The sequence below is a fragment of the Enterobacter cloacae complex sp. P43RS genome (assembly GCF_014930585.1).
Classification (GTDB): domain Bacteria; phylum Pseudomonadota; class Gammaproteobacteria; order Enterobacterales; family Enterobacteriaceae; genus Enterobacter; species Enterobacter bugandensis.
This window is the reverse complement of record NZ_JADBRJ010000002.1, coordinates 430,818-451,801: the sequence shown is the minus strand read 5'-3', so window position 1 is coordinate 451,801 and position 20,984 is coordinate 430,818. Positions and strand designations below refer to the sequence as shown.

The window sequence follows — 20,984 nt, the reverse complement described above, 5'->3', positions numbered from 1 at the left end:
ACTTCGGTGGGGGTGAACCCACCGAAGCGATGTGTCGTTACCGGTAGTCCTCCGCATCCACATCATACCCGGACGGCTCCCAGCGGATCGCCAGCAATGACGCCAGACCGATAAACGGCGCCAGCGCAATCACCCAGAACACGGCGGTGTCGAGAGACGCGACCAGCAGCGGGAACAGGAACAGCGACAGCGTGGAACTGCTGCGCATCAGCGTCTGGTTTAAGCCGACGCCCACGCCGCGCAGCGAGGTCGGGTAGCTCAGCGAGGCGAACGTCATGGTATGCGCGCCCGGGCCAAATCCCTGACCGAACAGGAAAAGCGCCAGCATCGCCACGGCAAGCACCCCTTCAGAAGCACCGTCCGGTCGACCAATCAGCGCCAGCCCCAGCAACGCCACAAGCTGACAGGCGTAACCCGCCAGCGACATCCGCCACGCGCCGAAGCGCGGCACGTAGCGCACCGCCAGTAATCCGCCGATAAACGCAAACAGCAGGTTCAGCGCCAGCGAGATCACAATAGTGGTCAGCATAGACTGCACGAAGAAGCTTGAAATAATCACCGGCAGGCCAAAGGCCACGGCGTTATAGGCGAACGAGGAGACGACGGACAGCAGCGTGGCGAGCGTGGTACGCCGCAGATAGATGCCGCGGAACAGGTTCAGATAGTTCGACCATTTGGCTTTATTCACGACAGGCGCAGGCTGGGTGAGCGCATCCTGCGGGACGTGGGCGTTAATATTGTACGACTGCCGCAAAATGGACGCCGCCTCATTCAGGTTGCCCTGATTCGCCGCCCAGACCGGCGATTCGCTCATATAGCGGCTGCGGATGGCGATAATCACCAGCGCGGGTACTGCACCAAAGCCTAGAATCAAACGCCACAGCCAGTCGCTGTGGCTTTCCGGCAGCACGGCGTAGAAAAAGAGAACCAGAAGGTAAGAGATGCTGATCGCCGCATACCAGGTAGGGCACCACATCGCGACGCTGGAGGCCTTATTGCCCGGCCCTTTCAGCCGGGCAAACTCGCTCAGGAACGCCATCGCCACGGGAAGATCGATCCCCACGCCAAGGCCCATCACAAAGCGCGCGCCCGCCAGCACATATTCATTCGGGGCCAGCGCGCAGGCGATAGCGGCGACGACAAAGAATACCATGTCGGCCATAAAGACGCGGTAGCGCCCGATTTTATCCGTGAGGTAACCGCCAAGCAGCGCCCCGACAATCGCACCAAAGGTAATCGCCGAGGCCACCATGCCGGTACCGGCGGGCGTCAGGTTAAATTCGCGTGTGATGTCTTTAATGCCGAACGCCAGCGCGCCCAGATCGTAGGCATCGAGGAAAATCCCGCCCAGAGCGATACCCACCACGATCCGGGCGTTAGCCCGGCCCTGTGAGCCGTCATTAACGAGACGTGAAACGTCCGATGCACTGCGCACCCACTGAATGTCGCCATCAGGGGGAATTCCTGCCGTTGAAAGGGGAGTGGTGTCTGTGATTTCTGCCATTTTCTTTTTGTGTGGTTGTGTTGTGTCTCTAACAGTTACCACAGGCAGAAGGTGACAAAAATCACATTTGGTTATAAGGCATAACTAACCGCCTACTCGGGATCTTTTTTCTTTCGCTTGAGCTTCGTCCAGATCTTCGTTTCCTGGCGTCGCCACAAGCGCTGGATATTGTCGTGATGACGCAGCAGGATCAGGCAGGAGAGCATCGATACCGGGAAGGTGAATTGGGGTTTAAACCACCAGACGTAAAACGGGGCAATCAGCGCGCTGACGATGGCACCCAGCGACGAATAGCCGCTCAGCAGAATGGTCAGCAGCCAGGTCCCGGCCATGACGCCGGTTAAGTCCCATCCGATGGGCGCGATGGCACCAAAGGCGGTCGCCACCCCTTTGCCCCCTTTAAAGCCGAAGAATACGGGCCAGATATGGCCGACGCAGGCGGCGATGGCGATGAGCCCCAGCCAGAATGGCGTGACGCCCAGCGCATACGCGCCCCAGACGGGTAGCATCCCCTTCAGAACATCAAAAATCAAAACCGCTACGGCTGCTCCCTTGCCGCCAATTCGAAGCACGTTGGTCGCTCCCGGATTCCCGGAACCACTTTCACGCGGGTCAGGTAACCCGGCAATGCGGCAGACCAGAATGGCGCTGGAGATTGAGCCGCAAAGATAGGCGAGGAGGATCATTCCAGGCGCGATTGCACTCATAACGCTGTTCCGTTTTGAAAATGTATCTGTATTCTCAGCATCTGTGGATAATACGCATAATTCGCCGGAAGTGGTATCCGGTTTAGCCAAAAAGCAGGCAGGTCGTGATGGATATTGTATTTATAGAGCAACTTTCGGTAATCACCACAATTGGTGTTTACGACTGGGAACAGACCATCGAGCAGAAACTGGTGTTCGATATCGAAATGGGATGGGATAACCGCAAATCGGCAAAAAGCGATGACGTGAATGACTGTCTGAGCTATGCCGACATCAGCGAAGCGGTGATCGGCCACGTGGAAGGACAGCGTTTTGCGTTGGTGGAACGGGTGGCGGAAGAGGTGGCGGATCTGCTGCTGACCAAATTCAACTCACCGTGGGTACGCATTAAGCTGAGCAAGCCGGGGGCAGTGGCGCGCGCCGCCAGCGTAGGCGTGATTATCGAGCGTGGCACAAATCTGAAAGGAAACAATTAACGTCATAATTGCTAAACCATTTTAGGTTATATCGGTCTTAAGGCTGTATCTTTCACGGTAGCCGTTAGGGGCGACCGTTTTTTTATATCTTTTTTTAGGGGTTTATAGATGAGCGATATGCACTCGCTGCTGGTGGCGGCAATTCTGGGTGTGGTCGAAGGATTGACGGAGTTTTTACCGGTTTCCAGTACGGGCCATATGATTATCGTTGGCCATCTGCTGGGCTTCGAAGGCGATACCGCAAAGACGTTTGAGGTGGTAATTCAGCTGGGCTCGATTCTGGCGGTGGTGGTGATGTTCTGGCGTCGCCTGTTTGGCCTGATCGGCATCCATTTTGGCCGTCTGCCGCAGCGTGAAGGAGAGGGCAAAGGCCGCCTGACGCTGATTCACATCCTGCTCGGGATGATCCCGGCGGTGGTATTGGGGCTGGTATTCCACGACACCATTAAATCGCTGTTTAACCCGATTAACGTCATGTACGCGCTGGTGGTGGGCGGTTTCCTGCTGATTGCCGCGGAAGTGCTGAAGCCAAAAGTCCCGCGTGCGGAAGGCCTGGACGATATGACCTATCGTCAGGCGTTTATCATTGGCTGCTTCCAGTGTCTGGCGCTGTGGCCGGGCTTCTCCCGTTCAGGTGCGACCATTTCAGGCGGGATGCTGATGGGCGTGAGCCGCTATGCGGCGTCCGAGTTCTCGTTCCTGCTGGCGGTGCCGATGATGATGGGCGCCACCGCGCTGGACCTTTACAAAAGCATTGGCTTCCTGACCACAGGCGATATTCCGATGTTTGCCGTGGGCTTTATCACCGCCTTTATCGTGGCGCTGATTGCCATCAAAACCTTCCTGCAGCTGATTAAGCGTATCTCGTTTATTCCGTTCGCGATCTACCGCTTTATCGTCGCGGCTGCGGTGTACGTGGTCTTCTTCTGATAACCGATTGCCCTCACTCTTTCGGCTGAGGGCAACGCTTTTCCTTCCACGCGGTAACCGCGTCAATCCGCCGTTTGGTTAGCTCCTCGCGAATCTCCGGGCCTTTAAATCCTGCCTCAACCACGTCTTTCGTTGGCACCGCTTTTGCGACTTCCCACGCTTCGCGCAGCAAACGCCCCTGGGGATAATCGGACGCTTCAAACCCGGTGCGGCCGCGCACGTCCGCTTCGCTGGTGAGCGCAATCTGCTCCACGCGCTGCGGCTTGCGCCAGGCGTCGATATTATCGAACAGCTTCACGATGGTGGCGGGCTTCAGGATCGGGAAGGTATGGATCAGGTCGTGGAACTCGGCGACCAGCTTTGCCAGATCGCGGATGTCATTCGGCACGCGCAGACGCTGGCAGAGCCCGTCAACCAGCTTTACCCCCGCCGGACCGTGCCCGTGATGGCGCGGCCAGAACTCTTTCGGCGTTAAGCCTTTGCCGAGATCGTGGCACAGGGTGGAAAAACGTACGTCCACCTCAGGGCTGAGCATGGCGGCCATGCTCAGCGTCATCAGCGTGTGCACGCCGGTATCAATTTCGGGATGCCATTTCGCCGGTGCGGGCACGCCAAACAGCGCGTCGATTTCCGGGAACAGCACCTTCAGCGCGCCGCAGTCGCGAAGAACCTGGAAAAAGACCTGCGGGTTGCGGGTGGTGAGGGCATTTTCCGTCTCTTTCCAGACGCGCTCCGGCGTCAGGTGTTCCAGCTCGCCCGCCTCGGTCATGGCCGTCATCAACGCCATCGTCTCATCCGCAATACGGAAGCTCAGATGCGCGTAACGCGCGGCAAAACGCGCCACGCGCAGCACGCGGAGCGGATCTTCAGAAAATGCCGGGGAGACGTGACGCAAAAGACGATCGCGCAGGTCGTCCTGCCCGCCGTAGGCGTCGATGATATGGCCGTTTTCGTCCTGGGCCAGGGCGTTAATGGTGAGATCGCGGCGCAGCAGATCCTGCTCCAGCGTCACATCCGGCGCGGCGTAACAGGTGAAGCCGGTATAACCGGAACCGGATTTCCGTTCGGTACGCGCCAGGGCGTACTCTTCCCGGCTTTTCGGATGCAGGAACACGGGAAAATCGCGGCCTACCTGCTGGTAGCCCGCGTCGAGCATCTCTTCCGGGGTGGCGCCCACCACCACCCAGTCTTTATCTTTGACCGGCAGACCTAATAACGCATCACGTACCGCACCACCGACCAGATAACTCTTCACGCCCAACTCTCCCGTTTTCTCTTTTCCAGAATGATACGTAAGTCTGGCAGAGAAGACGAATTAGTTCATCCAGCGATCTTTACGCTTACGGCTTGGGATCAGATGTGGCAGAACCAGACCCAGCACCAGACCAACGCCCAGCACGCCGCCACCATACATAAACCACTGCATGATAATGGTGCGCTGTTTGTCATCAAGCTGCAGGTTCGCGGCGTTCACTTTTTTCTGCGCGACGATCAGCTCGTTTTTGAGCTTTTGATTCTCTTCTTTCAGACCGTTGATCACGCCGTCGCTCTGCGCCACTTTCTGCTGCATTTCAGCGGTGCGCTGGTTCCAGGTCCCGTCAATATTGTTCAGCTTGTCGGTCAGGGTCTTCACCTGATTTTCCAGATCCGGCACGCGGGTGCGCAGGCTTGGCACGGTGCTCAGCTCTTTCATTGGGATCCAGGAGGTACGGCCGGAACTGTCGCGAACCTGACCGTAATTGGTCTCCGCGTTGGTCTGCAACAGGGTGACTTCCTCGCCGGCATTCACCGTGCCCACGAGGCGATAATTATCTCCGGGGCCACTGCGCACCCAGGTGTTAAGTTCGTCAGAAACGTAACGCTTCTCTTCAGCGTGCACTGCGGTTGCGGCGCTAAAAGCGAGTAAAGTAAGTCCAATCAGGCGTAATTTAAGCATCATTAGTCGTTATTTTCATAAAAAGTGGAACGATAGTAGTGGCAACAGTGTCTCTACGCAAAGCATTCATCAGCAATCAGAATCATCTGTGTCACGACTCTACACATTTACGCCCGACAAATTGCTCATTGCATGGCAATTTGGCGCAAAATACTATGTACTGACAAATAAATGGCGAGGAAGTTCGCCCTCATTGACGCGTCTGTGACGCCCGCAAAAGTACAAGGCTATGGCTCAGGAAATCGAATTAAAATTTATCGTCGAAAAAGACAGCGTTGACGCGCTCCGTCAGCATCTGAATACGCTCTCCGGCGAGCACCATGAACCCGTACCGTTGCTCAACATCTACTATGAAACGCCGGACAACTGGCTGCGCAACCACGATATGGGGCTGCGTATCCGCGGCGCGAACGGACGCTACGAGATGACGATGAAAATCGCCGGCCGCGTGGTCGGCGGTTTGCATCAGCGCCCGGAATACAATATCGACATCAGTAAGCCAGAACTTGAGCTGGAACGTTTCCCGGCGGAAGTCTGGCCGGAAGGCGAACTGCCCGCCACGCTGGCTGGGCAGGTGCAGCCGCTGTTCAGCACCGATTTCGCTCGCGAGAAATGGCTGGTGACGGAAGGCAAGAGCCGCATTGAAATCGCGCTGGATTTAGGCGAGGTGAAGGCGGGTGAGTTCCAGGAACCGATCTGCGAGCTGGAGCTGGAACTTCTGGAAGGGGATGCGAGCGACGTGCTGAAGCTGGCGCGCAAGCTGGTAAGCCAGCCGGGTTTACGTCAGGGCAGCTTGAGCAAAGCGGCGCGCGGCTACCACCTGGCTGCCGGAAATGCGCCACGCGTGCTGAGAGAGACTCCGATTTTGCGCGTCGTCCCGAAAGCCAGCATTGAGCAGGGCATGGAAGCGGCGCTGGAGCTGGCGCTCTCCCAATGGCAGTACCATGAAGAACTGTGGGCGCGTAACGTCAAAAATGCCAAAAAACAGGTGCTGGCCGCGATTGGACTGGTGCGTCATACCCTGACGCTGTTTGGCGGTATCGTACCGCGTAAAGCTAGCGCTCACTTACGCGATCTGCTGACCCAGACCGAAACGCTGCTGCTTTCCGACGTGTCGGCGCAAACCGCGCTTTATAGCCCGCAAAATGCCGCGGCAAAACTGGCGCTGACCGAGTTTCTGGTGACGCGCGGCTGGCGCGTCTTCCTCGATGCAAAAGCGCAGACCAAAATCGCGGACAACTTTAAACGCTTCGCGGATATCCATCTTTCCCGCCACGCCGCCGAGCTGAGAACCACCTTCGCGCATCCGCTGGGCGACCAGTATGGCGACCAGCTTCCCCGCCTGGCGCGTAATATCGACAGCATGTTGCTTCTGTCGGGAGCGTACGAGGGCGTGAAGGCGCAGGCCTGGCTGGAGAACTGGCAGGGGCTTAAGCATGCCATTGAGACCCGTCAGCAGATTGAGATCGAGCATTTCCGCAACGAAGCCATTTCGCAGGATCCATACTGGCTGCACAGCGGAAAACGTTAATTCTGGCAAGGAACCCCTGATATGCCGCTTTCTTCGCAGTTACAGCAGCACTGGCAAACCGTTTGCGAACGTCTGCCCGAGTCGTTACCCGCGTCATCGTTAAGCGAGCAGGCGAAAAGCGTGCTCACGTTCAGTGATTTTGTGCAGGAGAGCGTCAGCGCCAATCCTGACTGGCTGGCAGAGCTGGAAAGCGCGCCGCCGCAGGCTGATGAGTGGCGGCACTATGCTGGCTGGCTGCAAACCGCGCTGGCAGAGGTGGCGGATGAAGCCACGCTGATGCGCGTTCTGCGTCAGTTCCGCCGCCGGGTGATGGTGCGCATTGCCTGGGCGCAGGCGCTGGAGCTGGTGAGTGAAGAGAGCACCTTGCAGCAGCTGAGCGAGCTGGCGCAGACGCTGATTGTCGCCGCGCGGGACTGGCTCTACGCCGCCTGCTGTAAAGAGTGGGGCACGCCGTGCAGCGAAGAAGGGGTTCCGCAGCCGCTGTTGATTCTGGGGATGGGCAAGCTGGGCGGCTGCGAGCTGAACTTCTCCTCGGATATCGACCTGATCTTTGCCTGGCCGGAGAATGGCGCCACGCGAGGCGGTCGTCGCGAGCTGGATAACGCCCAGTTCTTTACCCGACTCGGGCAGCGTCTGATTAAGGCGCTGGACCAGCCTACGCAGGACGGCTTTGTTTACCGCGTGGACATGCGCCTGCGCCCGTTTGGCGACAGCGGCCCGCTGGTGCTGAGCTTCGCCGCGCTGGAAGATTATTACCAGGAGCAGGGGCGCGACTGGGAGCGTTACGCGATGGTCAAAGCGCGGATCATGGGCGACAGCGACGACGCTTACGCCAATGAGCTGCGCGCCATGCTGCGCCCGTTCGTGTTCCGCCGTTACATTGACTTCAGCGTGATCCAGTCCCTGCGCAATATGAAAGGGATGATCGCCCGCGAGGTGCGTCGTCGCGGCCTGAAGGACAACATCAAGCTTGGCGCGGGCGGCATCCGCGAAATCGAATTTATCGTTCAGGTCTTCCAGCTGATCCGCGGCGGGCGCGAGCCGTCGCTGCAGTCCCGCTCGCTGCTGCCGACGCTGAGCGCCATTGAGCAACTGCATTTGCTGCCGGACGGCGACGCGCAAACCCTGCGCGAGGCCTATCTGTTCCTGCGCCGTCTGGAAAACCTGCTGCAAAGCATTAACGACGAACAGACCCAGACCCTGCCGGGGGATGACCTTAACCGGGCGCGTCTGGCCTGGGGCATGCGGGTGGATGACTGGTCAACGTTGACCGAACGGCTGGATGCCCATATGGCAGGCGTGCGCCGCATCTTTAATGATCTGATCGGTGACGACGAAAGTGAATCGCCGGACGATGCGCTCTCCGAGCACTGGCGCGAACTGTGGCAGGACGCGCTCCAGGAAGATGACACCACACCGGTGCTGGCGCACTTAAGCGACGACGCCCGCCATCGCGTGGTGGCCTTGATTGCCGATTTCCGCCTTGAGCTGAACAAGCGCGCCATTGGCCCGCGCGGTCGGCAGGTGCTGGATCATCTGATGCCGCACCTGCTGAGCGAGGTCTGCTCCCGCGAGGATGCGCCGGTGCCGCTGTCGCGCATGATGCCGCTGCTGAGCGGGATTATCACGCGTACCACCTATCTTGAACTGCTGAGCGAGTTTCCCGGCGCGCTGAAGCACCTGATTTCCCTCTGCGCCGCCTCGCCGATGGTGGCCAACAAGCTGGCGCGATACCCGCTGCTGCTGGACGAACTGCTCGACCCGAACACGCTCTATCAGCCGACGGCGATGGACGCCTACCGCGACGAACTGCGCCAGTATCTGCTGCGCGTGCCGGAAGAAGACGAAGAGCAGCAGCTGGAGGCGCTGCGTCAGTTTAAGCAGGCCCAGATGCTGCGCGTAGCGGCAGCGGATATCGCCGGTACGCTGCCGGTAATGAAAGTGAGCGATCACTTAACATGGCTGGCGGAGGCGATCATCGACGCGGTAGTCCACCAGGCGTGGGTGCAAATGGTGGCCCGCTACGGCCAGCCTAAGCATCTTGCTGACCGCGAGGGGCGAGGGTTTGCCGTGGTCGGTTACGGCAAGCTGGGTGGCTGGGAGCTGGGCTACAGCTCCGATCTGGATCTGATTTTCCTACACGACTGTCCGGCGGACGTCATGACCGACGGCGAGCGCGAGATTGACGGGCGGCAGTTCTACCTGCGCCTGGCCCAGCGCATCATGCACCTGTTCAGCACCCGCACTTCGTCGGGCATTCTGTACGAGGTGGACGCGCGTCTGCGCCCGTCCGGCGCGGCAGGCATGCTGGTCACCTCGACGGACGCTTTTGCTGACTATCAGAAGAACGAAGCCTGGACGTGGGAACATCAGGCGTTAGTGCGCGCACGCGTGGTGTACGGCGATCCGCAGCTCAAAACGCAGTTCGATGCGATCCGCAAGTCAGTCATGACGACCCCGCGCGAGGGCAGCACCCTGCAAACTGAAGTGCGCGAAATGCGTGAGAAAATGCGCGCGCATTTGGGTAATAAACATCGCGATCGCTTTGATATCAAAGCCGATGAGGGCGGGATTACCGATATTGAGTTTATCACCCAGTATCTGGTGCTACTGCATGCCCACGACAAGCCGAAGCTGACCCGCTGGTCCGATAACGTGCGCATTCTGGAACTGCTTGCGCAAAACGACATCATGGACGAGCAGGAGGCGCAGGCCTTAACCCGCGCCTACACCACGCTGCGCGATGAGCTTCATCACCTGGCATTGCAGGAACAGCCGGGCCATGTGGCGCTGGACTGTTTTACCGCAGAGCGCGCCCAGGTGACGGCAAGCTGGCAGAAATGGCTGGTGGAGCCGTGCGTAACAAAACAAGTGTGATATTATCGCGCGCAAATTGTGAATCTTTCTGGAGTCAGGAATGAAAGTAACACTGCCAGAGTTTGAACGTGCTGGAGTAATGGTTGTCGGGGATGTGATGCTGGATCGCTACTGGTATGGGCCGACCAGCCGCATCTCTCCTGAAGCGCCGGTACCGGTGGTTAAGGTCGACACCATTGAAGAGCGTCCCGGCGGCGCGGCAAACGTGGCGATGAACATAGCCTCGCTGGGCGCGCACTCGCGTCTGGTGGGCCTGACCGGTATCGACGATGCGGCGCGTGCGCTGAGCAAGTCGCTGGCGGACGTGAACGTGAAGTGCGACTTCGTTTCTGTTCCGACACACCCAACCATCACCAAGCTGCGCGTGCTGTCGCGTAACCAGCAGCTGATCCGCCTCGATTTTGAAGAAGGGTTCGAAGGCGTTGATCCCGAGCCGCTGCACGAGCGCATTAACCAGGCGCTGGGCAACATCGGCGCGCTGGTGCTGTCTGACTACGCCAAAGGCGCGCTGGCGAGCGTGCAAACGATGATCCAGCTGGCGCGTAAAGCCAGCGTACCGGTGCTGATCGATCCGAAAGGCACCGATTTTGAGCGCTATCGCGGCGCAACCCTGCTGACGCCAAACCTTTCTGAGTTCGAAGCGGTGGCGGGCAAGTGCAAAACCGAGGAAGAACTGGTTGAGCGCGGCATGAAGATCATTGCTGACTTCGAGCTGTCCGCGCTGCTGGTCACCCGTTCCGAACAGGGGATGACGCTGCTGCAGCCGGGCAAGGCGCCGCTGCATATGCCAACCCAGGCGCAGGAAGTGTACGACGTGACCGGTGCCGGTGATACGGTGATCGGCGTGCTGGCGGCAACGCTGGCGGCGGGTAACTCCCTGGAAGAGGCGTGCTACTTCGCGAACGCCGCGGCGGGCGTGGTTGTCGGTAAATTGGGTACTTCAACCGTTTCGCCCATCGAGCTGGAAAACGCGGTGCGCGGGCGTGCGGATACAGGCTTTGGCGTCATGACCGAAGACGAGCTGAAGGTGGCCGTTGCCGCCGCGCGCAAGCGCGGTGAAAAAGTGGTGATGACCAACGGCGTGTTCGACATCCTGCATGCGGGCCATGTGTCGTATCTGGCGAACGCGCGCAAGCTGGGCGATCGCCTGATTGTGGCAGTGAACAGCGATGCGTCGACCAAACGCCTGAAGGGCGAAACGCGCCCGGTGAACCCGCTCGAGCAACGTATGATTGTGCTTGGCGCTCTGGAGGCGGTGGACTGGGTGGTGTCGTTTGAAGAAGATACCCCGCAGCGCCTGATTGCCGGGATCCTGCCAGACCTGCTGGTGAAGGGCGGCGATTACAAGCCAGAGCAAATCGCAGGTAGTGAAGAGGTCTGGGCCAACGGCGGTGAGGTGATGGTGCTCAATTTTGAGGATGGGTGTTCAACCACCAACATCATCAAGAAGATCCAGAAAGACAGTCAGTAAAAAACGGGCCAGTTGGCCCGTTTTTTTCACCCTCTCCCCGTGGGAGAGGGCATCAGGCCGCACTTACTCCTGATCGTCCACCGGCGGAATGGCCGGTGCCGGCTTCACTTCTTCCGGCGCATTCCTGTTTTCCAGCTCGCTCAGACGCTGTTCCAGCAGCGCCAGCTTCTCGCGGGTGCGCAGCAGAACCTGGGTCTGCACGTCAAACTCTTCGCGGCTGACTAAATCAAGGCGAACCAACTGCGCCTGCAGCGTCTGGCGGATTTTCTTCTCAATGTCATCACCAAATTCACGAATGCCCTTTGGCATGGACTCATGAACCTGACGCGCGATCTGCTCAATTTTTTTCGGGTCAATCATAATGGCTTCCCTTGATAAGTCGGTGTTGATGAACATTGTAGCGCGTCATGACCCAGGATAAAGCAGATTTGTTTGAAGCTTATGCATTGCCCAGGTTAATCAATAGCGTTATAGTTATCTCGCTTATTCTCAGGGCGGGGCGAAATTCCCCACCGGCGGTAAATCAGCTTAGCGCTGAAAGCCCGCGAGCGCTTTGGGTGAATTCTCAAAGGTCAGCAGATCCGGTGTAATTCCGGGGCCGACGGTTAGAGTCCGGATGGGAGAGAGTAACGATCCAGTCGGGCATGGGCCCGCTCACGTTATCTTTTTGCCGCTTATACGGCGCTCCTAAGACTGCCCTGATTCTGGTAACCATATTGTTAATGAGGTTTTTTTACCATGAATCAGACGCTACTTTCCTCTTTTGGCACTTCAACTCAACGTGTTGAACATGCACTGGATGCACTGCGCGAAGGCCGCGGTGTGATGGTGCTTGACGATGAAAACCGTGAAAACGAAGGCGACATGATTTTTGCCGCCGAAAACATGACCGTTGAACAGATGGCGCTGACCATCCGTCACGGCAGCGGCATCGTATGCCTGTGTATTACCGAAGAACGTCGTAAGCAGCTCGAGCTGCCGATGATGGTTGAGAACAACACCAGCGCCTTTGGTACCGGCTTTACCGTGACCATTGAAGCGGCGCATGGCGTGACTACCGGTGTATCGGCGGCTGACCGCCTGACCACCGTGCGTGCCGCCATTGCTGATGATGCGAAACCCTCCGATCTGCATCGTCCAGGCCACGTCTTCCCGCTGCGCGCGCAGGCGGGCGGCGTGCTGACCCGCGGTGGTCACACCGAAGCAACGATCGACCTGGTGACACTGGCGGGCTTTAAGCCTGCGGGCGTGCTGTGCGAGCTGACCAACGATGACGGCACCATGGCCCGCGCGCCAGAGTGCATCACCTTTGCGCGCCTGCACAACATGCCGGTTGTCACAATTGAAGATCTGGTTGAGTACCGCCAGGCGCACGAGCGCAAAGCCAGCTGAGACAGCTGATGTGAAAAAGCCGGGGAAACCCGGCTTTTTTTGTTTTTTAGTGGTAGTTGATTTTAAACAGCACCACGGTTTCAAACGGTCCGGACTGGATCGCTTTTCCCTCATCCCACGACAGCTCTGCCGTGTACTTTTGCTCATACTGCAACGTACTCCCGGTGAAGTCGGCATACTCCTGGTAGTGGTTGAAGGTAAACGGATCCGTTCCGTTCAGAATACGCAGTTTTAGCCCATTCCCAATCAATAGCGCCGTATCGTCAGCGCTGAGTTTTTCGTTCGTGTAGAATGACGAGTCCATTTTGAATCCATCAGAGCACTGCGCATCCTGCACCTTGGTGGTTTTGACCGTAAATTCGCGAACGCGCGTTTTCTGGTTCACGATGTCGCGAGCGCTGAAGGTGCCAAAATCGATCTCCTGGTTTTCAGGGTAGATGCTGAAGGTTGCCCCGCAGTCCAGAACGGTAATGTTTTGCAAGCCGTTGATGTGATACTTCAGGTTTTTCGCGTCGGCCATCTGGTTGACCCCGCCTTTACCGTCAAACTGCACCACGATGTAATCGCCGAGGGAACTCACGTAGCCGTGAGGCGGAATCGCCTTAATTTTAACAAACAGGCGAAAGCGGGCAATAAACGTGCGTGTTGGATGAATGTCATCCGGGTTTCCGGAGCAAATCAGGTTTTCCCAGCCCATCTGCCGTATCTGATCCGGGGTATAGATGAGGATATTCTTGTTATCAAGACACTGGCGGGTGTCCACGCCATTCGGCTGGCCCGTGGCATCGTAATCCACCCCTTCGTAGGTTACGCCAAGCTCATAGTAAGGGTCCGTTGCGGCAGGATAAGGGTTAACCCAGGCGAATACGTCTTCCGGCTCAAAGCCGCCGTTGACGTTGTGATCGCAGGTGACCGGGATTTTAATGTCATCTGATTCCCAGATTTTCTGCCCCACCTGCGCGTTGCTGGGGATAGCAAAGGGCGAGATGGTTTTTGTCTCTTCAACCGGCCCGCCTGAAGCACCAAGATAGCAGTCCAGCGCCAGCGCTTCTCTTACGGGCAGAGCGGATATCAGCAGCAGGAACAGCAGATTAGCGAGCTTGCGCATCTTTATCGACCTTATGCTCGCTGAGCGTACATTTCGCCGTACCTGAACATTGCGCGTCGACCTTTTTCAGCGCACCGTAATCATCGATGTAGCCAATGCTGTAGTAGTTGCCGTGATAGTCACCGGTAGAGGTTGTCGCCGTCGCAAACGGGGCGATCATCAGGCTGTCAAAACCGGGCAGCATGGTTTTCGCATTTTTGCTCAGCCACGCCAGCGTAATGTAATAAGGCGTAGGGTTATGCACGGTGAGCCCTTTCGCGTTTGCGGTGACTTCCATACGCATTTCTGCCTGATCGCCTGCCTTTTTGGCGATCGCTTTGGGACGCCAGAACAGTTTGATCCTGCTCTGCATCGCGACCTGCATGACGCTGCGTTCCTCGCTAGCGCTGGAACTTTTCGGCGGCACCTCGCGCAGGTTGAAATAAAACAGCGATTCCCGGTCTTTCGGCAACCGGGCGGTCGCGGCTTGCTTCACAATCCGGACCTGAGACGAGGCGCCCGCTTCAAGACGTTGAATCGGCGGAAGCGCCATAAAATGGCTGTCCTCCTTGCGTCCGTTTTCATCTTCCATCCAGGAGAGCGCCAGATAAGGCAACGTTTTGCTCTGGTTATCAATCTTGAGGCTGCTGGCCTTATCGCTTTCCGGAAACACAATGCGGGTGCGGTCCAGGTTAACGGCGGCGTGGGTGGTAAATGCGGTGCCGATTAACATCAGGCACAGGCTAGTGAATGAGGTCAGTTTCATCATGGTTTCTTACTGGCATGGCAGTATCAACTGCATACTGTTTTCAAGGTGTGAAGGCAGCGAGAAGCGACACTGCTGATTGTCACCCCACGTTACCCGGAATTGTTGTTCAGGCTCGACTGCTCCCAGCCAGACGTGGCCTTCGTCGGCGACCATGCCGATTTGCTGGTCACTTTCCAGCAGGTGAACAATCGCGCCCAGCGGCGGAGTGCCGGCTGGCGTACGGATAATGCCGGCAATATCGTTGCCAGCGCGCGTGGCAATCTGGCGGTAGCCAATCGCCCCCTCGGTCCAGGTGGTGGTCGTGATGCGGTTGTCCACATCGACGCCGTCAGGCAGGTTATCCAGATTGACCTGTACGCTGGCGGGAGAGTAACTGGAAACCGACGGTAAAACGCCGATACCAAAGCGGTTGGTTTCATCCCGCGACATGTTCAGCGGAATGTTGCCGACGCCGTCGGTGCTGACCATCACGCGCGGTTCGTTTCCGTAGCTGCGACGGTGCAGCGCCGCGCCTTTGGCCGTTGAGGTAAACGAGCCATTCCAGCTGGCGCTCAGGGAGTTATATTCATCAGCTTTATAACTTCCGGAGATATTCAGATCGCCAAACGGTGAATAGTGCTGATAGTTGCCGCTCATCTGTGCGCCCGCGTCCGCGTGTTCACTCTCCGTCCCCGCGGAGACGCCCCAGGTATTATTGCGATCGGACGTGTCGTACCAGGAGACATTTTGGCTCAGGCTATCGCTGTTGTGCAGATCGTAACTGAGGCGATGATCCGGATCGATCGGTACGCTCAGGGAAAGATAAAACTGCGTATCGTCGTCTTCATCTTCGTAATGCGTCTTGCTCCAGGAGAGGGTGACGCCGAGGTTTTTCCAGCGCCCCAGATCAAAGTTATAGCCTGCGGTAATGCTTCCGGTCGTGGACGGGGCTTCGTTCCACCAGGTCTGACGCAGTACGTTGACGTAGAGGTTGAGCGATAACGAGCTGATGTACTGGCTGGCGGTTACGCTCAGCGTCTGCTTTTCTGTCTGACGATCGTTGTCGTCATAATCAAGGAAGCGGGCATAGCTCAGGAATTTCCGATCGGAGTAGCGGTAGCTGGCAAGCGTAAGCTGGCTGCCGGTGGTATCGAAACGCTTACTGTAGTTAAAACGGTAGCTGTAACCCGTCTGGCTATCCTGGAAGGGGAGCTGGCTGGTGGCCTGCGTGACGTCAAAAGAGAGGGCACCCAGATGCGCCATATTTTGCCCGACCCCGGCGGCAATGGAACGGTAATGATCCCCGTCGGCAAGCGTCCCGCCATAGAGCGAGGTGTTTGACAGCATTCCCCATGAGAATTCACCGCTCATAAAACCGGTGTCTTCGACGTCATGAGAGGCGTCTTTACGCGCTTTACCCGCCGCCAGCTTGTAGCGAACCTGCCCTTTACGCGTTAAAAAAGGCACCGATTCCGCCGAGACCTGGAAGGTGCTGACGCGCCCGTCTTCCTCCGTCACTTTTACGTCCAGCGTTCCCTGAACGGACTGGTTAAGATCCTGAATAACAAAGGGGCCAGGCGGGACTTTGCTTTGATAAATTACGCGATCGGACAGGCTGACGGTGACGGTCGCGTTGGTTTGCGCGATACCGGTAATTTGTGGCGCATAGCCACGCAGCGACCAGGGGAGCATGCGCTCATCGCTGATCAGGGAGGCGCCGGTATAGGTAAAAGCGTCAAAGATTGAGGACTGGAAGTCCGTTTCACCCAGCGTCAGCTTAGCACCAAGTGAAGGAAGAGGGCGGAACATGTAGACGCGCGAAAAGCGTCCGTCATGATCCGAACCTGCATCGGTATGCGTTTGGCTGTACTGATAATCACTGCGCAGGCGCCATGCGCCCATATTCGCGCCTGCCGTGCCATAGGTGTTGGCGTTGTTGGTGCTGCTGCCGTCGCTGGGCTGATAGTGGCTGGCGAACAGGTTGTAATCCAGAATCACGCCCGGTACGCCATTGTCCCACGTTGCGGGTGGCATCCAGTCGGCGGCGCGGTACTGCAACCATGCCTGGGGTACGGTGACCTTCAGCGTCTGGGTCGCTTGTTCAAAATTAAAGGTAATATCCGGTCTGGAGGAAAAGTCGACGCATCCCTCTTTTTCAGGTAAGGCGTCGCGGACTTCCTCTTTCAGGGCAAACGTATCCGCCAGTTCAGGAGGAATACACACCTGTACCGTGTTATTTACCTCTTTCCAGCTAAGCTGCCAGCCGTTAGCCAGCGGTGTGTCGTTAATGGATACGGTAACAAAATAGCTGCCAGGGGTAACCGCTATTTCATTTTTAAAAAGGGAGAGGTCAACGCTGCCCCGCTGGTCTTTATCAATGGCATTGATATTAAACTCGGTGGCAGAGGCAATCTTCGTCATTAACAGGGACGCAATGATGATTTTAGATTGTAATTTATATGTCATCATCCTGTTACCAAAATAATATCACATACCGGCTGGCAAATAATGCCAGCCGGTTTTATCGTGATGCATTGCCTTATTTGTACATCAGCACATAGTTGGCAGTCGCTTCAACCTGACCCGCTGTGGCAGTTTTACCCTGAGCAACTTCCATTAATGCTTTGAAGTGCAGAGTCTGAGTGGTGGAACCCGCCAGCAGATCGACCGTTTGAGCCGAACCCAGGGTGATGTTGGCTTCGTTGTTATCCAGCAGACGAACACCGACGTTCTGAGCACCGCTAGCATAGGTGTTGCTCATCAGGCTGGTGTCAGTAGCGTCAGTTGCTGCGCTGGTGAAGGTCACGTCAACTTTGGTCACTGGCGTATCCGTTTCGTCCGCCGGATCGTCAAGCTGGCAGTTCTCCAGATTGATATCAACCGGAACAGCGGTAGACTTTTTGTTAGCGTTGATCACGGCAGTGGTAACTTCACCCAGGTCCACTTCTTTATCAACGCTGTCTGGTGCAATGCTGCACGGTGCATCAATGACCACGCCTTTGAATTTGATTTTGCCGGAACCCTGGTCATCAGCAAAAGCAGAACCCGAAACGATGGCAGCCATCGCAACCGCTAACAATACTTTTTTACCCATATACATGAAAATATCCTTTTTCAATTGAATTCATAATCTGAATATTAATTTTCAGAATACTCGTAAAGTATAACGGGTTGAGGGAGGCTTTTACGATTAATGAGGCTTAAAGATATTTTTAGAGGAGGTTAATATATAATTTATTACTATCGTAACCGGTTAATATTTCATGCGGCAGCGTTTTTTTAAGCGCAATTTTATTGGGAAATATTGCGCTTAAAAATATCCATAAAAACTCTTGATTTTCCAATTGTAAATACAGAGCCGCAGACAGTGTAAAATGCAACGGCTGCGCTGGGGCGCATCAAAGAATTGCCCTCATCGATGAGGGCATCCGTGTCAGCCTATACCTGCCGTTTGCAGCAGCACCAGGCTTAACCCCATCACCGACATGCCGCACAGCACGCCATAGCTGGGATTATTGTTAGGATCAATCTCTTTCGCCAGCGGCATCAGCTCATCTACGGAGAGCGCAACCATAATCCCGGCCACGGCAGCCATAATCGCCGCCATCACGACAGGGGAGACGAGGCTTCCAAGGATCAGCCACGCCAGCACGCCGCCGAGAATTTCGGCCATCCCGGAAATCCCCGCCCAGAAGACGGCAGTACGTTTTGAACCCGTTGCGGCATAAACCGGCCCGGCCACGGCAAGTCCTTCAGGAATATTGTGTAAGGCTACCGCCAGCGCGACACCAAATCCCATTTCCAGATTGCTGCTGGCCGTGACATACGTGGCGACACCTTCCGGGAAGTTGTGCAGGCTGATACCCAGCGTCAGCAGGATCGCCGTGCGCTTGATGTTGCCGGGGATTGGAGTAACGCTTTTTTGCATCAAATCCTGAGGGTGGGCGTGGGGCAGCATACGGTCGAGCGCAAAATAGCCCAGCAGACCAACGATGAACATGCCGTAGCCCAGAACCGGAGACATTCCCTCGGTGTGAAGCGCTGCTGGCAGCATCTCCATCAGCGAGATAAGCAGCATGATCCCAGCGGCGAAGCCCAGCGAGAACGCCAGAAGACGATTAGACGGTTTTTGCCCGAGCACGCCGAGGAACGCACCGATAAAGGTAGCGGCACCCGCAAGCACGGTCAAAATTAAGGGTACTGACATGCACTCTCCTTAAGCGATATCTTACGTTCAAATTTCCTGATGATGATCTTCACGGTTATCTGCGTTTATCTTCACCTGAATGCGCGTAATGTAGAACCATCAAATTGACACCTTCTCTAAGGATACCACCATGTCTTCTTCTCGTATGCCTGCACTGTTTTTAGGCCACGGCAGCCCAATGAACGTTCTGGAAGACAACGTTTATACCCGCGCCTGGCGTCATCTGGGGGAGACATTGCCGCGTCCGAAGGCGATTGTGGTGGTGTCTGCGCACTGGTTTACCCGTGGTACCGGCGTGACGGCCATGGAAACGCCTAAAACCATTCATGATTTCGGCGGCTTCCCGCAGGCGCTGTATGATACGCATTATCCGGCTCCCGGCTCGCCTGCGCTGGCACAGCGGCTGGTAGAGTTGCTCGCACCTGTTCCAGTGACGCTGGATAAAGAAGCCTGGGGCTTTGACCACGGCTCGTGGGGCGTACTGATTAAGATGTACCCTGATGCAGATATTCCGATGGTGCAGTTAAGCATCGACAGCACTAAACCGGCGGCCTGGCATCTGGAAATGGGCCGCAAACTGGCGACCCTGCGTGATGAGGGCATCATGCTGGTGGCAAGCGGCAACGTGGTGCATAACCTGCGTACGGCGCGCTGGCACGGTGAGAACACGCCATACCCGTGGGCGAGCGCTTTTAACGCCTACGTCAAAGCGAACCTGACCTGGCAAGGCCCGGTTGAGAAGCATCCGTTAGTGAACTATCTGGATCACGAAGGCGGTTCGCTCTCTAACCCGACGTCGGAACACTTCCTGCCGCTGCTGTATGTGTTAGGTGCATGGGACGGTCAGGAGCCGGTTACCATTCCGGTTGACGGCATTGAGATGGGCAGTTTGAGTATGCTGTCGGTGCAGGTGGGGTAAAAACATGCCCGGTAAGCGTAGCGCCACCGGGCAAGTTTTATTCAACAAAAATATGCGGATAGAACCGTGACAGATCCTGCGTAATCAACGCGCGATCTTCGCGAATACCAATCCCGGCAGGTTGATCGTTAATAAGCCAGCTGCCGATCAGCGTATAACTGTCGCCAAATTTCGGCAGTTGATAAAACTCCTGGACGATCATCCCTTCTTCACCGTATGGCCCTTCAACCGCTTCCAGCGTTTTACCGTTTTCGATAATGGAGACGTTCGCGCCTTCGCGGGAAAAGATAGGCTTAACGACGTATTTCTCCATCGGCGGGAACTCATCTTCGGCAAAGTAAGCTGGCAACAGGTTCGGGTGGTTCGGGAACATCTCCCACAGCATCGGCAGCAGGGCTTTGTTGGAGATAATGCTCTTCCACGCCGGTTCCAGCCAGCGCACGCCCGCGTCTTCCAGCTTGGTGGAGAACATTTCACGCAGCATGTATTCCCACGGATAGAGCTTGAACAGGTTGCTGATCACCTGATCCTGCATATCCGTAAACTGACCTTTTTCACCCAGGCCGATATCCTCGATATAGAGGAATTCAGTCGCCACTTCCGCTTCGGCCGCGCAGTCCTGCAGATACTGAACCGTGCCCCTGTCTTCTTCCGTGTCGCGACAGCAGGCAAGATGCAGCAGATTGAAGCCAAACTGCTCCCGCAGTTCGGCGAAACGCTCAATCAGCTTTTCCTGCAGGCTGTTGAACTGGTCGCTACCTTCCGGCAGGTTTCCGGCGTTCATCTGATCTTCCAGCCAAATCCACTGGAAGAATGCCGCTTCGTAAAGAGAGGTCGGCGTATCCGCGTTGTTTTCTAGAAGCTTCGGCTCACCCACGCCATCCCACGCCAGATCGAGGCGAGAGTAAAGCGAAGGCTGATTCGTTTTCCACGACTGACGAACGAAACTCCAGGTGTGCTTCGGAATACGGAATTTAGTCATCAGCTCGTCGCTGTCGATGACTTTATCCACCACCTTCAGGCACATCTGGTGCAGCTCGGCCGTCACCTCTTCCAGTTTTTCCACCTGGTCGAGCGTCAGTTTGTAGTAAGCATCTTCACACCAGTACGGCTCGCCGTACATGGTGTGGAAGTTAAAACCGTATTCAGTGGCTTTTTCGCGCCAGTCCGGGCGCTCGGTAATACCGACTCGTTCCATG

At 56.6% G+C, this 20,984-nt stretch carries 18 protein-coding genes and 1 riboswitch; of the genes, 7 read left to right on the top strand and 11 right to left on the bottom strand.

Features of this window, described 5'->3' with window-relative positions:
• Nucleotides 1-37: 37 nt before the first annotated feature.
• A complete protein-coding gene (locus IM294_RS05950; protein ID WP_126817113.1) occupies nucleotides 38-1,504 on the bottom strand; it encodes an MFS transporter in 1,467 nt (488 codons plus the stop codon).
• A gap of 92 nt (nucleotides 1,505-1,596) precedes the next feature.
• Complete coding sequence (plsY, locus tag IM294_RS05945; RefSeq protein ID WP_014833311.1) at nucleotides 1,597-2,211, bottom strand: glycerol-3-phosphate 1-O-acyltransferase PlsY; 615 nt, start codon at nucleotides 2,209-2,211, stop codon at nucleotides 1,597-1,599.
• 107 nt (nucleotides 2,212-2,318) lie between these two features.
• Here plsY and folB point away from each other — a divergent pair, with 107 nt between their 5' ends.
• Together folB and bacA are read left to right on the top strand one after the other, a co-directional pair.
• On the top strand, nucleotides 2,319-2,687 hold the full coding sequence (folB, locus tag IM294_RS05940; protein ID WP_126817114.1) for a bifunctional dihydroneopterin aldolase/7,8-dihydroneopterin epimerase: 369 nt from the start codon (nucleotides 2,319-2,321) through the stop codon (nucleotides 2,685-2,687).
• A gap of 108 nt (nucleotides 2,688-2,795) precedes the next feature.
• On the top strand, nucleotides 2,796-3,617 hold the full coding sequence (bacA, locus tag IM294_RS05935; RefSeq protein ID WP_028014459.1) for an undecaprenyl-diphosphate phosphatase: 822 nt from the start codon (nucleotides 2,796-2,798) through the stop codon (nucleotides 3,615-3,617).
• 13 nt (nucleotides 3,618-3,630) lie between these two features.
• Here the strand turns inward: bacA and IM294_RS05930 are convergent, their stop codons facing one another.
• Nucleotides 3,631-4,872: a multifunctional CCA addition/repair protein gene (locus tag IM294_RS05930; RefSeq protein WP_028014458.1), complete on the bottom strand. Its 1,242-nt coding sequence runs from the start codon at nucleotides 4,870-4,872 to the stop codon at nucleotides 3,631-3,633.
• 60 nt (nucleotides 4,873-4,932) lie between these two features.
• Complete coding sequence (locus tag IM294_RS05925) at nucleotides 4,933-5,553, bottom strand: TIGR04211 family SH3 domain-containing protein (RefSeq protein ID WP_028014457.1); 621 nt, start codon at nucleotides 5,551-5,553, stop codon at nucleotides 4,933-4,935.
• A 229-nt stretch (nucleotides 5,554-5,782) separates the two neighbouring features.
• Between IM294_RS05925 and IM294_RS05920 the strand changes: the two genes are divergently transcribed.
• Genes IM294_RS05920 through hldE form a run of 3 tightly spaced genes read left to right on the top strand, consistent with a single transcriptional unit; the run spans nucleotide 5,783 to nucleotide 11,432 of the window.
• A complete protein-coding gene (locus tag IM294_RS05920; RefSeq protein ID WP_028014456.1) occupies nucleotides 5,783-7,084 on the top strand; it encodes an inorganic triphosphatase in 1,302 nt (433 codons plus the stop codon).
• Nucleotides 7,085-7,105: 21 nt separating this feature from the next.
• The gene (gene glnE, locus IM294_RS05915) at nucleotides 7,106-9,961 is read left to right on the top strand and encodes a bifunctional [glutamate--ammonia ligase]-adenylyl-L-tyrosine phosphorylase/[glutamate--ammonia-ligase] adenylyltransferase (protein WP_063943067.1); all 2,856 of its coding nucleotides are present in this window, start codon (nucleotides 7,106-7,108) and stop codon (nucleotides 9,959-9,961) included.
• 40 nt (nucleotides 9,962-10,001) lie between these two features.
• Entirely contained in the window at nucleotides 10,002-11,432 is a 1,431-nt protein-coding gene (gene hldE, locus IM294_RS05910) for a bifunctional D-glycero-beta-D-manno-heptose-7-phosphate kinase/D-glycero-beta-D-manno-heptose 1-phosphate adenylyltransferase HldE (RefSeq protein ID WP_003862540.1), read from the top strand.
• Between the two features lie 63 nt (nucleotides 11,433-11,495).
• Here hldE and ubiK read toward each other — a convergent pair whose 3' ends face one another.
• A complete protein-coding gene (ubiK, locus tag IM294_RS05905; protein WP_126817115.1) occupies nucleotides 11,496-11,792 on the bottom strand; it encodes a ubiquinone biosynthesis accessory factor UbiK in 297 nt (98 codons plus the stop codon).
• A gap of 121 nt (nucleotides 11,793-11,913) precedes the next feature.
• Nucleotides 11,914-12,064: riboswitch (FMN riboswitch) on the top strand.
• Between the two features lie 106 nt (nucleotides 12,065-12,170).
• Here ubiK and ribB point away from each other — a divergent pair.
• Nucleotides 12,171-12,824, top strand: a complete 654-nt coding sequence (gene ribB / locus IM294_RS05900; RefSeq protein ID WP_126817117.1) for a 3,4-dihydroxy-2-butanone-4-phosphate synthase — start codon at nucleotides 12,171-12,173, stop codon at nucleotides 12,822-12,824.
• Between the two features lie 46 nt (nucleotides 12,825-12,870).
• On the opposite strand, the gene IM294_RS05895 is transcribed toward ribB, so the two are convergent.
• The 5 genes from IM294_RS05895 to zupT all read right to left on the bottom strand — a co-directional run bounded on the left by IM294_RS05895 (nucleotide 12,871) and on the right by zupT (nucleotide 18,866).
• The gene (locus IM294_RS05895; protein WP_063438598.1) at nucleotides 12,871-13,932 is read right to left on the bottom strand and encodes a fimbrial protein; all 1,062 of its coding nucleotides are present in this window, start codon (nucleotides 13,930-13,932) and stop codon (nucleotides 12,871-12,873) included.
• The gene (locus IM294_RS05890; protein ID WP_126817382.1) at nucleotides 13,916-14,677 is read right to left on the bottom strand and encodes a molecular chaperone; all 762 of its coding nucleotides are present in this window, start codon (nucleotides 14,675-14,677) and stop codon (nucleotides 13,916-13,918) included. The genes IM294_RS05895 and IM294_RS05890 overlap by 17 nt, the downstream gene beginning before the upstream one ends.
• Before the next feature lie 9 nt (nucleotides 14,678-14,686).
• A complete protein-coding gene (locus IM294_RS05885) occupies nucleotides 14,687-17,125 on the bottom strand; it encodes a fimbria/pilus outer membrane usher protein (protein WP_126817384.1) in 2,439 nt (812 codons plus the stop codon).
• 73 nt (nucleotides 17,126-17,198) lie between these two features.
• Nucleotides 17,199-17,759: a fimbrial protein gene (locus tag IM294_RS05880; protein WP_045261131.1), complete on the bottom strand. Its 561-nt coding sequence runs from the start codon at nucleotides 17,757-17,759 to the stop codon at nucleotides 17,199-17,201.
• A 333-nt stretch (nucleotides 17,760-18,092) separates the two neighbouring features.
• Nucleotides 18,093-18,866, bottom strand: coding sequence for a zinc transporter ZupT (gene zupT, locus IM294_RS05875; RefSeq protein WP_028014448.1), 774 nt, complete (start codon nucleotides 18,864-18,866; stop codon nucleotides 18,093-18,095).
• A gap of 130 nt (nucleotides 18,867-18,996) precedes the next feature.
• Between zupT and ygiD the strand changes: the two genes are divergently transcribed.
• Nucleotides 18,997-19,785, top strand: coding sequence for a 4,5-DOPA dioxygenase extradiol (gene ygiD, locus IM294_RS05870; RefSeq protein WP_126817119.1), 789 nt, complete (start codon nucleotides 18,997-18,999; stop codon nucleotides 19,783-19,785).
• 37 nt (nucleotides 19,786-19,822) lie between these two features.
• Here ygiD and IM294_RS05865 read toward each other — a convergent pair whose 3' ends face one another.
• Entirely contained in the window at nucleotides 19,823-20,983 is a 1,161-nt protein-coding gene (locus tag IM294_RS05865; RefSeq protein ID WP_047364600.1) for a glutathionylspermidine synthase family protein, read from the bottom strand.
• Nucleotide 20,984: the final 1 nt, after the last annotated feature.

Excerpts from the sequence above, each read along its gene's own strand:
- IM294_RS05950 (WP_126817113.1), bottom strand. The coding sequence starts at position 1,504 with ATGGCAGAAATCACAGACACCACTCCCCTTTCAACGGCAGGAATTCCC.
- plsY (WP_014833311.1), bottom strand. The coding sequence starts at position 2,211 with ATGAGTGCAATCGCGCCTGGAATGATCCTCCTCGCCTATCTTTGCGGC.
- folB (WP_126817114.1), top strand. The coding sequence starts at position 2,319 with ATGGATATTGTATTTATAGAGCAACTTTCGGTAATCACCACAATTGGT.
- bacA (WP_028014459.1), top strand. The coding sequence starts at position 2,796 with ATGAGCGATATGCACTCGCTGCTGGTGGCGGCAATTCTGGGTGTGGTC.
- IM294_RS05925 (WP_028014457.1), bottom strand. The coding sequence starts at position 5,553 with ATGCTTAAATTACGCCTGATTGGACTTACTTTACTCGCTTTTAGCGCC.
- IM294_RS05920 (WP_028014456.1), top strand. The coding sequence starts at position 5,783 with ATGGCTCAGGAAATCGAATTAAAATTTATCGTCGAAAAAGACAGCGTT.
- glnE (WP_063943067.1), top strand. The coding sequence starts at position 7,106 with ATGCCGCTTTCTTCGCAGTTACAGCAGCACTGGCAAACCGTTTGCGAA.
- hldE (WP_003862540.1), top strand. The coding sequence starts at position 10,002 with ATGAAAGTAACACTGCCAGAGTTTGAACGTGCTGGAGTAATGGTTGTC.
- ubiK (WP_126817115.1), bottom strand. The coding sequence starts at position 11,792 with ATGATTGACCCGAAAAAAATTGAGCAGATCGCGCGTCAGGTTCATGAG.
- ribB (WP_126817117.1), top strand. The coding sequence starts at position 12,171 with ATGAATCAGACGCTACTTTCCTCTTTTGGCACTTCAACTCAACGTGTT.
- IM294_RS05895 (WP_063438598.1), bottom strand. The coding sequence starts at position 13,932 with ATGCGCAAGCTCGCTAATCTGCTGTTCCTGCTGCTGATATCCGCTCTG.
- IM294_RS05890 (WP_126817382.1), bottom strand. The coding sequence starts at position 14,677 with ATGAAACTGACCTCATTCACTAGCCTGTGCCTGATGTTAATCGGCACC.
- IM294_RS05885 (WP_126817384.1), bottom strand. The coding sequence starts at position 17,125 with ATGACATATAAATTACAATCTAAAATCATCATTGCGTCCCTGTTAATG.
- IM294_RS05880 (WP_045261131.1), bottom strand. The coding sequence starts at position 17,759 with ATGTATATGGGTAAAAAAGTATTGTTAGCGGTTGCGATGGCTGCCATC.
- zupT (WP_028014448.1), bottom strand. The coding sequence starts at position 18,866 with ATGTCAGTACCCTTAATTTTGACCGTGCTTGCGGGTGCCGCTACCTTT.
- ygiD (WP_126817119.1), top strand. The coding sequence starts at position 18,997 with ATGTCTTCTTCTCGTATGCCTGCACTGTTTTTAGGCCACGGCAGCCCA.
- IM294_RS05865 (WP_047364600.1), bottom strand. The coding sequence starts at position 20,983 with ATGGAACGAGTCGGTATTACCGAGCGCCCGGACTGGCGCGAAAAAGCC.